14 protein-coding genes are annotated in these 13,219 nt (G+C 57.1%); 4 read left to right on the forward strand and 10 right to left on the reverse strand.

The genetic code is table 11. From position 1 onward, the window contains the following. Positions 1-4 precede the first annotated feature (4 nt). Entirely contained in the window at positions 5-655 is a 651-nt protein-coding gene (locus H0S68_RS19930; protein WP_128865141.1) for a DsbA family protein, read from the forward strand. A 49-nt stretch (positions 656-704) separates the two neighbouring features. Here the strand turns inward: H0S68_RS19930 and H0S68_RS19935 are convergent, their stop codons facing one another. Beyond that, positions 705-1,412, reverse strand: coding sequence for a tetratricopeptide repeat protein (locus H0S68_RS19935; protein WP_410528981.1), 708 nt, complete (start codon positions 1,410-1,412; stop codon positions 705-707). A gap of 191 nt (positions 1,413-1,603) precedes the next feature. On the opposite strand from H0S68_RS19935, the gene H0S68_RS19940 reads away from it, so the two are divergent. Then, complete coding sequence (locus H0S68_RS19940; protein WP_217331840.1) at positions 1,604-3,340, forward strand: ABC transporter ATP-binding protein/permease; 1,737 nt, start codon at positions 1,604-1,606, stop codon at positions 3,338-3,340. 39 nt (positions 3,341-3,379) lie between these two features. On the opposite strand, the gene agaF is transcribed toward H0S68_RS19940, so the two are convergent. The 6 genes from agaF to agaR are packed head-to-tail and all read right to left on the reverse strand — an operon-like array spanning position 3,380 to position 8,060. Then, complete coding sequence (agaF, locus tag H0S68_RS19945) at positions 3,380-3,814, reverse strand: PTS galactosamine/N-acetylgalactosamine transporter subunit IIA (protein ID WP_020828420.1); 435 nt, start codon at positions 3,812-3,814, stop codon at positions 3,380-3,382. Between the two features lie 10 nt (positions 3,815-3,824). Beyond that, positions 3,825-4,718, reverse strand: coding sequence for a PTS system mannose/fructose/sorbose family transporter subunit IID (locus tag H0S68_RS19950; protein ID WP_046372743.1), 894 nt, complete (start codon positions 4,716-4,718; stop codon positions 3,825-3,827). Then, entirely contained in the window at positions 4,708-5,487 is a 780-nt protein-coding gene (gene agaW, locus H0S68_RS19955; RefSeq protein ID WP_020828422.1) for a PTS N-acetylgalactosamine transporter subunit IIC, read from the reverse strand. The genes H0S68_RS19950 and agaW overlap by 11 nt, the downstream gene beginning before the upstream one ends. A 14-nt stretch (positions 5,488-5,501) precedes the next feature. Then, a complete protein-coding gene (gene agaV, locus H0S68_RS19960; RefSeq protein WP_116691835.1) occupies positions 5,502-5,978 on the reverse strand; it encodes a PTS N-acetylgalactosamine transporter subunit IIB in 477 nt (158 codons plus the stop codon). Between the two features lies 1 nt (position 5,979). Beyond that, on the reverse strand, positions 5,980-7,263 hold the full coding sequence (locus H0S68_RS19965) for a D-tagatose-bisphosphate aldolase, class II, non-catalytic subunit (protein ID WP_217331839.1): 1,284 nt from the start codon (positions 7,261-7,263) through the stop codon (positions 5,980-5,982). Positions 7,264-7,286: 23 nt separating this feature from the next. Continuing rightward, positions 7,287-8,060: a transcriptional repressor AgaR gene (gene agaR, locus H0S68_RS19970; protein WP_012146552.1), complete on the reverse strand. Its 774-nt coding sequence runs from the start codon at positions 8,058-8,060 to the stop codon at positions 7,287-7,289. A gap of 514 nt (positions 8,061-8,574) precedes the next feature. Here agaR and H0S68_RS19975 point away from each other — a divergent pair. Then, on the forward strand, positions 8,575-9,795 hold the full coding sequence (locus tag H0S68_RS19975; RefSeq protein ID WP_128865146.1) for a CynX/NimT family MFS transporter: 1,221 nt from the start codon (positions 8,575-8,577) through the stop codon (positions 9,793-9,795). Here H0S68_RS19975 and H0S68_RS19980 read toward each other — a convergent pair. The 3 genes from H0S68_RS19980 to H0S68_RS19990 form a co-directional block, all read right to left on the reverse strand. Continuing rightward, positions 9,785-9,958, reverse strand: a complete 174-nt coding sequence (locus H0S68_RS19980) for a hypothetical protein (protein ID WP_165366299.1) — start codon at positions 9,956-9,958, stop codon at positions 9,785-9,787. The two genes, H0S68_RS19975 and H0S68_RS19980, sit on opposite strands and share 11 nt — an antisense overlap. Positions 9,959-9,969: 11 nt before the next feature. Then, positions 9,970-10,089 carry a YmiA family putative membrane protein gene (locus H0S68_RS19985; RefSeq protein ID WP_369982347.1) on the reverse strand — a complete coding sequence of 40 codons (120 nt, stop codon included), beginning with the start codon at positions 10,087-10,089 and terminating at the stop codon, positions 9,970-9,972. A 385-nt stretch (positions 10,090-10,474) separates the two neighbouring features. Then, the gene (locus H0S68_RS19990) at positions 10,475-12,127 is read right to left on the reverse strand and encodes a multidrug ABC transporter permease/ATP-binding protein (RefSeq protein WP_130016952.1); all 1,653 of its coding nucleotides are present in this window, start codon (positions 12,125-12,127) and stop codon (positions 10,475-10,477) included. A 153-nt stretch (positions 12,128-12,280) separates the two neighbouring features. Here H0S68_RS19990 and H0S68_RS19995 point away from each other — a divergent pair, with 153 nt between their 5' ends. Further along, complete coding sequence (locus tag H0S68_RS19995) at positions 12,281-13,201, forward strand: LysR family transcriptional regulator (RefSeq protein WP_122080113.1); 921 nt, start codon at positions 12,281-12,283, stop codon at positions 13,199-13,201. Positions 13,202-13,219: the final 18 nt, after the last annotated feature.

Here is a 13,219-nt window from a genome sequence, read left to right on the forward strand (position 1 = left end):
AGACATGACCGGTACGACTCTGCACTACATTTTCGATCCGCTGTGTGGCTGGTGCTATGGCGCAGCCCCGCTGGTGAAGGCGGCCAAAACCATTCCAGGGCTATCCATCGCCCTGCACGCCGGCGGCATGATGACCGGCAACAACCGCCGCCAAATCACGGATGAATGGCGCAATTATGTGATCCCGCATGACAAGCGCATTGCGGAGTTAACCGGCCAACCCTTTGGCGAAGCTTATTTCAATGGATTGTTGCGTGATACCACCGCGGTGATGGATTCGGAGCCGCCGATTACCGCCATACTGGCAGCGCAAGCGCTGGCGGGACGCGGGCTGGATATGCTGCACCGCATTCAGGAAGCGCATTACCAGGAAGGTCGCCGTATCGCCGACACGCCGGTGCTGGAAGCGCTGGCAAAAGAGCTGGGCTTGCCCTCTGCTCCGTTTATCGCCGAAATGCGGTTTAACGCCGGTGCGCCAACCGCGCAGCACATCGCGCAAAGCCGGGCATTGCTTGCCAAGGTTCAGGGCCAGGGGTTCCCAACTTTCGCTCTGCAAGACAGCGAAGGCCAGCTGCGCCAGATCCCGGCGGGCAACTATCTGGGCAACGTTGAGGCCTGGAAAGAGTTATTGAGCGGCGCCGCTACCTGGGCCTAATACCTGTTACGGCTGCCGGGTGTTCAAAGTATTGGATGCCCGGAGCTGATTATTCAACCCGTACAAAGTGTCCTTCCGCACGCACGTTAAAACCGAACCCGCAATCCCCCTCGGTGTGCATGTCCAGACCATCGCTACCGAACTGCATCGCCACATCGCACGCCATCACATCTTCCGGTTCCCGCTGACGGTATACTGCTTTGCCGTGCTCTATCGGCAACGTCTGAGTGAACTCCCCCATATTCGGCCCGTAATACAACCCCATCTGCCGCATGTAATAGCCAGAGTAAACGATCAGCCAGCGGCCATCTTGCGGCTTGACCTCAACCTCGCTCCAGACGCCACGCCCGGCATATTGCCAATACACTCCGCCCGGCCCGATCGACGGCGTTCGTTTCGCCAGCCGCTCCTGCAACAGCTTGAGATTATGTTGGGACTTGCTGTCTTGTGGTGCCAATTCTAAATAGGCACGCGCCTTAAGCAGCTCGCCGGCGTGTATCAGCGCCAGCGCTACGTTGTTATAAGCAGTGGCCGTTGCCTGGCTATCCAAACCGCAGAACTCACTCCAGGCGGCCTGATCGCGGAAAATATCTGCGGCGCGTGGGTAATCGCCACGCTGATAGGCATTTTTGCCCAACTCGGCATAGCTTGCGACCTTGTGACAATCGGCATCAATATCCGGCTCGTCAATCTGCGCCATCGCCTGGTCGCAGGCAAGCGCACCATAGGCCAACAGCAGGGGAACCCACGCCTTCATCACTTATCCTTTCCGCAGTAAACGAGCCAAATTTCGGCGCCAGTATAACCGCCAACCGCCACCGCATCACCCCTGACGATTCAGCCGCGATATTTCAAACGGTTAGCGGCGTTAAAACTGCTTACAGTCAACGTTTGTTTGTTACCTGTCCCCGGCCCATGCTGAAAAAAAGATTAAACCTGCGAGGGTCCATGAACGCTATCCCCACCCCCAAAAACGCCGTCTGGCAACTGATTAAACCCTTCTGGGTCTCGGAGGAGAAACTGCGGGCCTGGGCGATGCTGATCGCCATCATCGCCTTGTCACTGGGGTTGGTGTACATCAGCGTGCTGATCAACCAGTGGAACCAGGTGTTTTACGACGCGCTGCAAAATAAAAATTACCCGGTATTCAAGGCGCAGCTGTGGCGCTTTACCTATCTGGCGCTGATTTTCATCGTATTGGCGGTGTTTAAAATTTACCTGACACAGGGCCTGCAGATGCACTGGCGGCGCTGGATGACCGAAAAATTCATGGGTAAATGGCTGGCGCATCAGGCGTATTACCATACCGAACAGCAGCAAATCGTCGATAACCCGGACCAGCGTATCGCCGAGGATCTCAACGTGCTGACCCAATACACGCTGTCGCTTTCGTTGGGGTTACTGTCCAGCCTGGTGACGCTGTTTTCTTTTATCGCCATCCTGTGGCATGTCAGTGGCCCTATTACCTTTGTCATCAGCCAGCACGCTATTACCCTACCCGGCTATATGGTGTGGTTCGCTCTGCTGTACGCCGGACTGGGATCACTGCTGATTTGGTGGGTCGGCAAACCCTTGGTACAACTGGGTTTTAATCAGGAGCGCTATGAAGCGAACTTTCGTTTTGGGCTGATCCGCATCCGCGAAAATAATGATGCCATCGCGCTGTATCACGGCGAGCCGCATGAAGCACAGCAGTTGGGCGGGCGCTTTGAAGCCATCCGTGCCAACTGGTGGTCAATCATGCGCATTACCCGGCGGCTCAATATTGCCTCCAATTTCTACAGCCAATTCGCCATTGTCTTTCCGCTACTGGTGGCCGCCCCACGCTATTTTTCCGGCGCCATCCAAATGGGCGGAATGATGCAGATAGCCTCCGCTTTTGGGCAAGTACAGGGCGCTCTGTCCTGGTTTATCGATGCCTTTACCGATCTGGCCACCTGGAAAGCCTGCGTTAACCGTCTGGCCGGTTTTAACGCCGCCGTGGATCAGGTGCACCATCAACAGCGCGGCATTCAATTGCAGCCGGAGAATGAACAGCCGATGGTCCTTGACCGCCTCAGCCTGCAATTGCCGGATGGCCAACGCTTACTGGAGCCGACCTCAATGACGCTCAAACGTGGCGATCGGGTGCTGATCGTTGGCCCATCAGGCTGCGGTAAATCAACCCTGTTGCGCGCCATTGCCGGGATCTGGCCGTATGGTTCCGGTGCGATTGGGCTCGACGCCGCCAGCAGTACGTTATTCCTGCCGCAACGCAGTTATATTCCGATCGGTACGCTGCGAGAGGCGCTCAGCTATCCGCATCTTGCCGCCGAGTACAGCGATGAACAGCTGCTGAAAGCCCTGGATAACTGCCGCCTTAAACACCTTCAGCGCTGGCTGGATACCAGCGCCAACTGGAGCCAACGCCTGTCTCCAGGTGAACAACAGAGATTAGCCTTCGCCCGTACGATTCTGACCCGCCCGGACATTTTGTTCCTCGACGAAGCCACCAGCGCGCTGGACGACGAAACCGAGCAACTGATGTACTGCCTGTTGGTGGATGAATTGCCGGATGTGACGCTGGTTAGCGTGGCGCATCGCAACAGCGTGGCGAAGTATCATCAGAGCTGCTGGCGCTTTAGCCGCGCGGAAGAAAGCCAACCGGCACGCATGGCACTCAGCCCATTGCCGGTTGCCGGCTAAGTGCTCGGGCGCAGCCTGTACGGTTGCGCCCGGCTTTACTCAGATGCCATCGGCCTGAACGTCCTCGCATTTCACCCGACGCCTTTCGTGCCACAGGCTGGTCAGCCCACGTTTGCCGCACGCCAACGCCACTTCGCGAAACTCATCCAGGCTTAGCCCATCGCGTTCCAGCATCATTTCCGCTGCCAGCTGCATATTTACCCCGGTCAGCACTTCGCAATCACCGCGCTCGTCCGCCAGTTCGCTGGCGCAGCGGAACGGCGATCCGCCGAGCATATCGGTGAGAAACACCACGCCGTCCGCCTGCGCCACTTCGGTTAGCGCCGCATTAAGGGCGCCCCTTAACTGAGCGGTGCTCATCTGCTCCGGGAAATTGACCGCGACGCAATTTTGCTGCGGCCCCACCACCTGTTCTACCGCCTGCAGCAGGCCACTGGCAAAGCTGCCGTGGCCGGTAATCACAATGCCTGGCATCGCCCTTTCCTCACAATAAACCGATAAATTTGCCCACGACGCCAATCACCACCGTCACGCCAATCAGCTTCACTGGCGAGAACCCTCGCTTCATCAGGAAGAAAATCAGCAGCGTAAAGCACAGCGGCAACAGATTGGGCATCAGTTTGTCCAGCACGTCGGTCTGCAACGCCACACTGGCCTTGCCGGCATGCATCACCAACGGGGTGGAAAGATGGACATAGGAAGCCACCAGCGCGCCGATCACCGTCATGCCGACAATCGAGGCGGCGTGTGATATTCGTCGGGTATGGGTTTTCAGCAGCGCCAAGGCGCTGGTGCCGGCCTGATAGCCATAATGCGCCAGCCCGAACCGCAAGCCGAAGTGAAAAACGTTAAACAGCAGCAGGAAGACGATCGGCCCGAACAGGCTGCCTTCCAGCGCCAACGAGGCGCCGATCCCGGCGCAGATCGGCAGTAGCGTCAGCCAGAACAGCGCATCGCCAATGCCGCCCAGCGGCCCCATCAGCGCCACTTTTACCGCACGAATGGTAGAAATCTTCTCCTTGTTCTGTTCCATCGCCAGCACCAGCCCGGACAGGAAGGTGACGTCGAACGGGTGCACGTTGATAAACTCCATGTGCATCTTCATCGAATTGGCCAGATCCTGCGGATTGCGATGGATCTTGCGTAATCCTGGAATTAACTGATAAAGCCAGCCACCGGCCTGCATACGTTCGTAGTTGAACGACGCCTGCAGCAGTAAGGAACGCCATGCCATGCGGTTGATATCGCCACGGGTCAGCGCCTCTGCCGGCTCGCTGTCGACATAATCGTCCTGGTCTACCTGACTGGTCGCCAGGGCCTGCGCCATACGCTGTTCCGCTTTTTGCGCCAGCAGATCGTCGGAATCATTAAATGCCATCTTCAGCATCCTCCTGTTGTACGGACGGTTTGGGCGTGTCCGCCCCGGATCGTTGGCTGTTAAAGAAATCGATCAGTGCGATCGCCAGTGCCCCCAGCGCCACCGCCAGGATCGGCAGTTTCAGGAAGGTGACGGAAATAAAGCCGAGGATGAAATAAGCCACGTAGGTTTTTTTCATCATCACTTTCATCAACAGCGAGAAACCGATCGCCGGCATCATGCCCCCCGCCACCGCCAGGCCGTCCAGCAGCCAGGTCGGTGCTTTTTGCACCATGGCGCTGGCCGCATCGGCACCGAAATAAATCGGCAAAAAAGCCACGACAAAATAGAACGCGAACAGGATGCTTATACCGAGATAATTCACCCGTTCGATACCGCGCCAGTTCAGCTCTTTCACCATCCGATCGCAGCGGTGCATCATCGGTGAAAACAGGGTAAACAGCAGCGTAATACAGCCCTGCACCGCGATAGAAAACGGCACGGCCACGCCGATCGCCACCTTGGGATCGGCCTTGGTCAGGATGGCAAACGCCGTGCCGATCACCCCGCCAATCACCACGTTTGGCGGCTGGGCGCCCGCCAGCGGCACCATGCCCATCCATACCAATTCCAGCGTACCGCCCACCAGCAGACCTGTGTACACATCCCCCAAAATCAGGCCGACCAGCGGCCCCAGCACCACCGGGCGATGAAAGTGGGTCAGTCCGTCAAACAGATCGACCCCCGCCAGCCCGGCCAACAGTGCAATCAATAACGCATCAGTTAACATGATTTCCCCCGAACTCAGAACAGCAGCTTGCCGACCGCCTCACCCGCTTCATCCGGCACCCGGCGTACCTCGCATTCAACGCCAAGCGCCGCCAGTTCGCGAAAAGCGGCGACGTCGCGCTCATCCAGCGAGACCGTTTTATGCACCTGCCGCTTCCCCTCGGCAAAATGCATGTTGCCGACGTTCACGAAGCGGATCGGCACCCCGCCCTGCACCAGCCGCAAAACATCCTGCGGCGTTTTGCACACCAAAAAGATTTTCTGGCGATCCGCCGCCTTGTGGATCACGTCGATGGTTTTCTGCAGCGTGAAGTAGCGCGTCTGCACCCCTTCCGCCACCACCATATCCATCAGGTTCTGCTGCACAGGATCCGCTGCCGCTTCATCGTTGGCCACCACCACCAGATTGGCGCCCAAGGTGTTGGTCCAGGTGACGCCGACCTGGCCGTGCACCAGTCGGTTATCGATACGAGTCATCAAGATATTCGGCATTTCAATGCACCTCCGGATAACAGGCGGCATGGTAGTCGTCGAGCACCTGCGTCACCTTATGCATTACCCAATCCTGCGGGTCGTTGCTCAGTTCCCCGGCATTCAGCGCGCGCGCCTGGTCTGGCAGGTACTGGCTCAATAGCGCTAACGGCACCGGATGGCGGCGCAAGTTGTCGATCAGGCTATCTACCGCCTGCTGCACCTGTGGTTGCGGCCAGTAATAACGTACCCGGTCACTCAGGCTGTAGTGGCGATCGAGATACTGCTGATGAGGGTTGCCATGGTAGTAACGGCTCCACTGCTGTGGCTGTTCGCGCATGACCTGCTCCAGCGTGGCGCACATCTGCGCCGATTGGTGCTCGCCAAGCCATTCACGTTCAATGTGATCCAGTGCGAACAGCGCTTCGCGCAGTGCGAAAGTCAGTGCCGGGCCGACTTTCAGGATGGCAAAATGATCGCCCACCAGCTGTCGATAGGCCTGCGGCGGTTGGTAATCCGTCGAGTGCGCCTCGTACACCATGCCCGGCTGCCGTTCGATAAAGCGGCTCAGTTCATGGGCCCGTTGCGGTTGATAGTGCTCCACGCTGTGATGATCAAACTCAACGCCCGGCTGCACCACCAGCGCAATGGTTCGCGTCCAGGCATCGACCAGTTCGGCTTGCTGCCAGGCCAGGCGATGGATTTCAAGCGTTTGCTGCACCGCCCGTGGCGTGGTGACCTGCATACCTTCCAACGCCTCCTGAGCGCCGCCCGGCACCGGCACTTCGGTCCCGATCACATACACCGGCGGCTCACCGCCGCTTTGCTGCCAGGCGCGTTCAGCAATGGCGCACAAACGTGCCGCACGGGCAGCGACGGTTTCATCATTTAGAGGGAAAGGATCGCCAGCGCAGGACATGGAACAATCGAGGTGAATTTTGCGAAAACCGGCGCGAACATAATCGTCGATCAGCGTTTCCGCCAACTGCATTGCTTCTTCTGCCGGCCGATCCTGCCAGGCGTTGGGGCCGAGATGATCGCCTCCCAGCCACAAACGATCGCGTGCCAACCCTTCCTCGTCCGCCAATCGCCACAGGGCGTCGCGGAACTGTTCCGCCGTCTGGCCGGTGTAGCCGCCAAACTGATTGACCTGATTCGAGGTGGCCTCGACCAGTACCGGCGTGCCGCGCGTTTTGGCCTGCCGCAGGGCCGCTTTAAGCACCCAGGGGTGAGCGGAACAAACGGAAAAGATCCCGACCGGTTTACCGGCCTTGTGCTGCTCAACAAGCTGTAACAACTGCTGCATGAATCCCCCATGCAGGCGCCGTACTACCGATCGGCGATGACTACCTCCACGCCCAACTCGGTTAACGCCCGCTCGTAATCGTCCGGAAGAAGGCTGTCGGTAATCAGCCGATGAATTTGTCCGGCTTCGCGAATCATGCAAAAGCTCTTGCGACCAAACTTGCTGGCATCCGCCACGGCGATAATCTCGCGCGCCACCTCGCACATCACGCGGTTGAGGTGTGCCTCTCCAGGGTGAGGCGTGGTGATACCGGCAACCAGATCGAAACCGTCGACGCCCAAAAACAGTTTGTCGAAGCGGTACTGGCGCAATTGCTGCTCGGCAGCCGGACCGTAGAGCGAGTAAGAATTACGGCGCACGCTGCCGCCCAACACCATCACCTCCACCCCATCATTACCGGAAAGCTCATAGGCAATGTTCAGCGCATTGGTCATCACCACCAGATCGCGTCGTCCTTTCAGGAACGGCACTATCTGGGTGGTGGTGGAACCGGAATCGAGGATCAGCGCGTCGCCATCACGCACATAGCTTGCCGCTACGCTTGCGATCTGCGACTTCACATCGCGGTTCAACCGTCCTTTGTCATGCAGTGGACGATCGAAGGCAAATTGCTGATTGAGCATTGCGCCGCCATAGGCCCGTAGCGCACACCCTTTTCGTTCCAGAAAGCGCAGATCGTTGCGGATCGTCACCGTGGATACTGCAAACTGTTTGCTGAGCTGCTCCACACGAACGCTGCCGTGTTCGCATAACAGATCGATAATGTGTTCACGGCGCTTTGCGGTATTCACTGGCATGAGCTGCGGTCCTCAGGTTTCCGGCCAGGCCGGGGAGAAGATGGCTTTCGCTCTACTGCGCAGGCATTACAGCAAAGCGAAAGCAATGAAATTGTGATCGCGGTTACAGCGCTGTTTTAGCAGAAAAAGTGGCTAAAAACCTTTCGAATCGAAATGAAGTGAAAATTAATGGCCGCAGCGAAAGACAAAATGAAATGTCAGGGCGAGCGCGGTAGCCGGGGTGAGAAGCCTGCCGCAATGCGCAGAACGAAAGCGTCCGCGCAACGGCCAGGTTGGTCGACTTTTAGTTCGCTGGGTGATCGGGATCACATAATCGTAATTATGCGTATTCTGCTTACCGCTTACGACAGGGGAAAGGCTTGCGCACTGCTGAATCGGCCCCTTGTCAGGCCACGGGTTCTTCCCTACACTTGCGCGCAGATAGCGGTTCCCTGCCGCTACGTAAGCGTTAACGTCAATCAACGCATCATGCCGTGCAGAATTGATTGACTGCATGCCCTGGTGTGAGGAACTGATGCCACAACCCACTGTAACCCCAACGCCTGCTGCGACAAAACGCAGCCGTTTACGTCACCCCTTGTTACTGGTTGCCGGCATTATGCTGGTCGCTGCCAACTTGCGTGCCGCGCTGACCAGCGTGGGGCCGCTGCTGGAACAGATCCAGCAGCAGTTGATGCTTTCCGCCACTTCGGCCGGCCTACTTAATTCCCTGCCGCTAATCCTGTTTGCCGTGCTGTCGCCGGTCACGCCCGGTCTGGCGAAGCGCATCGGCATTGAGCGTACGCTGGGCATGGCATTGCTGTTGCTGGTGATTGGTATTGTGCTGCGCTCGATGCCGCAAACCGGCATGTTGTGGTTGGGCAGTATTTTGATCGGTGCGGCCATCGCCTTTGCCAACGTGGTACTTCCCACGCTGGTGAAACGCGACTTCCCGAGCCGAGCAGCCGCCATGATTGCCGCCTATGCGGCAGTCATGTCACTGGTAGCAGCCACAGCCTCCGGCCTGGCGGTACCGCTGGCGACATTGCACGATCGAGGCTGGCGTTTTTCCCTGCTGTGCTGGAGCCTGCCGGCGCTGTTGGCGCTGATTGTCTGGCTGCCGCAACTGCGTCGCTCTTCGGCCCCGACGGCCGGTAACGCAACACCGGCTCAACCCGCCCTGTCACGTTCCCCCTGGGGCAGTGCTCTTGGTTGGCAGGTGGCGCTGTTTATGGGCCTGCAATCCATCACCTTCTACACCATTATTGGTTGGTTCAGCACCTTTGCTGCCAGCCACGGCACGTCGCCGCAACAGGCCGGTTTTGAGCTGTTTATCTATCAGGTGGTGGCGATCGTCGCCAACTTTGTCATGGTGTTTATTCTGCCGCGCGCCCGCGATCAGCGCGCCATCGCGCTATGCAGTTCTCTGCTGATTTTTATCGGCGTCGCCGGTCTGCTGCTGCTGCCGGGTTACTCTTTGGTGTGGTTGATTTTTGCCGGACTGGGGGCGGGGAGTTCTTTGGTGCTGGCGCTGTCCTTCTTTGGCCTGCGCAGCAGCCATCATCATCAGGCCACGCAGCTGTCGGGCATGGCGCAATCGGTCGGCTATCTGTTGGCGGCGCTGGGACCCACGCTGTTCGGTTTGTTACACGATCTGACTCAGGGTTGGCGATTGCCACTGATGGTTCTGCTGTGCCTGACACTGTTGCAAATGCTGTTTGGCATGTTGGCCGGGCGCAATCAGGTTATTCGTTAACCTCAGGGGGAATGGGGTGTTCCGGCCCGGATTCCCCGGCGTCGTCCTGCCAGAGGTCGTTGATAAAATCCCGTTGCTCGCTCGTCAACTGCCATGACGGGGGGATTTTGGCCGGACTTTCATCCCGGTCGCCCCCTGTGCGCTTTACGCGTTTTTTTTCCATCACCCTACTTCCTAAATAAACAGCCAATAAATCACGGCGGCGACGGCCAACCAAAACACCCCGCAGCCGATAAATACGCACAACCAAGTTTTACGTTTAATATCCGCGTCATCCTTGCCTATCACAGTCACTCCATCCAATAGATTAAACTAATCGATAATCGATTATTGATCTATTTAAACGATCAATAAAGTAGTTTGTTCCTATGGTAATTATAAAAATACATGCTACCCACTTAGAGGGATCCACGTAAATGAAGGGAGAACGCCCGAGGGGCGCGGTTCTCGGCACACAAGAATGAGTCCCGCACGGGACCTCTGGCCGTTTTTTATGATACTGATGACAAGGACAAAACAATGGGTAATACGAGCTTTATTGAAATAAAAAACTATTAAAAAACCAAATTAATCGCACGATCGACCAAGACCATGATTAACACAGGGTTAAATGGGTTATTGAAAGGGAGTTGAAGGGAAAGGATGGTCCGGGCAGCGACCGCCGCCCGAGTGATATCAATCAGTCAAGATGGGAAACCGAGTCTTTACTGGCAAGTTCACGATCGCTGCCGGTCAATTCGCTAAGGTGCCCATCGCGCATTTGCAACAGGCGGTCCGCATGCTCGAAATAGTGATCGTCATGGCTAATGGCAAACACCGTTTTACCCAGCGCGCGCAGCTGCGGCAGCAGCTCACGATAAAAGATGCGTCTGAATTGCGGATCCTGATCCGCCGCCCATTCGTCCAATAGCAGAATATCCCGCTCTTCGGCCACCGCCAGCAACAGCGCCAGACGCTTGCGTTGCCCCTGGGATAACTGAGGGTTGGTCACCCGAAGACCGTCAAACTCCAGCTTGTTTTTCATGTTCAGGCGATGAAGCCAGCTTTCCACCAGTTCAGCATCCGGCTGCCCGCCCTCAGGCCCCTGCAAAAGCTGGAACGGGTGAAAGTCGGTGAAAATGGCGGAAAACAACCGGCGATAGTCATGCATGTCCGCCGGATTCTGCGCAATGCCGTCCAGCAGTATCTGCCCGCTGACCGGCTGATACAGTCCGGTCAGCAGCATAGCCAGCGTCGATTTTCCGCTGCCATTGCCGCCAATCAGGAACACCAATTCGCCGCGGCGCAGCGTCAAATTCAGCGGGCCCACGGCGAATCCGGCCTTTTCTTCCGTCGCGCCATAATGGAACATCACCTCACGCAGCTCCAATGTTTGCCAGGCCTTGGTCGTTCCCGCCGGAAATTCCTCTTGATAGTCGGCGAGCCGTAAGGATTTGACCTTGTTAAAAGCCACTTCTGCGCTGACAAGCGTAGGGAATGCCCCCACCGCCTGCAGCAACGGCGTGCGCAGGAACAGCAGCGTCAGTGAATAGGTCGCCGCCACGGCGGTATCGGCCCAGCCCAGGCTGTTGGCCATATAGAACACCAGGCCTATCGCGCCCAGCATCATGATATTCGACCAGTTCACCGCGCTGAGGTGGAAGGTATCGGCACGAATAATATGATGGCGATACTCTTCGGCATCCGGCTGGTAGGCCTGGCGGTAAAGCGCTTTGGCACGATCGCGGTTCAATGCCAGCTCTTTGCGGCCGTCAATGGCTGACTGATAGTGCTGATAGAGTCGCTCTTCAGATTCACGCACGTTGGTCAGGTGACGATAGACCCGCGATACCAGACACCCGCTGCCAAACACCGTCACCGCGACCCAAATGGCCGTCACCGCCAGCATCTGCGGCGACAGCCAGCCCAAATAAGCTGCCGACCCCAACGTCAATATCACCCCCTGAACCAGTTCGGGCAAACGCACAAAAGCCAGGGTAATATTGCGAATATCGCTGGCCAGGCTCGCCAGCAATGCCGCACTGCCAAGCTGCTCGATCCGCTCAATATGGGTATCCATGATCCGCTTCACCAGTTGACCGCGGAGCCGAAACACGAAGTGGTGGCCCAAGGCGGTCAGCGCCAACTGCGAACCCAGCGTCACAGCCATCAGCAATGCCAGTAACCCGAGAAACTCCGGCAATACCGCCAGCGGATCGCCCGCCGCCGTCATCAGCCGCAGGTTGATAAAGGCAATGATGCCGATACCCAATGCCGCGCTGGCCATGGTCAACGCCATTACCGCCACAAACGGCCAGCGATATTGGCGGTAAACCACCCGTAGCAACTCCATGAAAAACCCTTACCCTGAAATATTGAGATGGCAGGCATTGTAAGCGGCCAAAAAGTGATATCAATAACAATTCTCATATTGTCGTCGACGATTGATTCCTGCCCGAGAGGATTTACACTGGCTGGAGATCTGGGACAAGGAAAACCAAGACTGATGCTGCCTACACATGAATATGCCAACGATCTGATCCTGTTCGCCTTAATTGTTGACTGCGGTTCTTTCAGCAAAGCCGCAGAAACGGCCGGCATCACCAGTTCGGTGGTCAGCAAGCGTATCGGACGTCTGGAGAAATCCCTCGGCGCGCGCCTGCTTTACCGCACCACGCGCAGCCTGACGCTGACGGAAAATGGCCGCAGCCTGTATCGCCAGGCCAAAGAGATCAGCGCCAAAATTCAAGATGCTTTGAATGTCGTCAGTGAAAATAGCGACGAGTTGACTGGCGTCATCCGCATGTCGGTACCGACGATTTCTGGCGAGCTGCTGCTCAGTGAGAGCGTGGCCGAATTTTGTGCGCGGCACCCGAACCTGAAGGTAGAGATGCGGCTGGAAAATCGCTTTGCCGATCTGGTCAACGAAGGGATAGATTTGGCGATCCGCACCGGCACCCTGCCGGACTCAAGCCTTATCGCACGCCACATTCTTGACTCCCGATGGGTAATAGTCTGCTCGCCCGGTTATCTGCAACAGCATGCCGAACCCCATTCGGCCGACGATCTGCTCAAGCATAATTGCCTGACCTACACCTATCAGGAAAGTGGTACCGACAACTGGCTGATGAAGCCACCGGGCGGCGGCGAAATTTATGAGCTACAGGTTAAAGGCAATTTGTCGGCCAATAACGCGCGGGCCATCCGCAAGGCGGCGATCGGCGGTTATGGCATTGCCATGGTGCCACGCTGCATGGTATTTGAGGATTTGCAGGCAGGAACACTGGTAGAAGTCTTGTCCGGGCACTGTGGCAAGATATTAGGCGTTTACGCGGTCTACCCTTATACCCGCAATTTACCCTTAAAGACCCGGTTGTTGATCGAACATATCATCGCGGGCTATCAAAATATCAGCCATTATTTTTGAGGTCGATCACAATATTAT

Origin of the sequence: Serratia sp. AXJ-M, from assembly GCF_046531865.1 — a bacterium.
In the GTDB taxonomy this organism is placed as follows: Bacteria; Pseudomonadota; Gammaproteobacteria; order Enterobacterales; family Enterobacteriaceae; genus Serratia; species Serratia liquefaciens.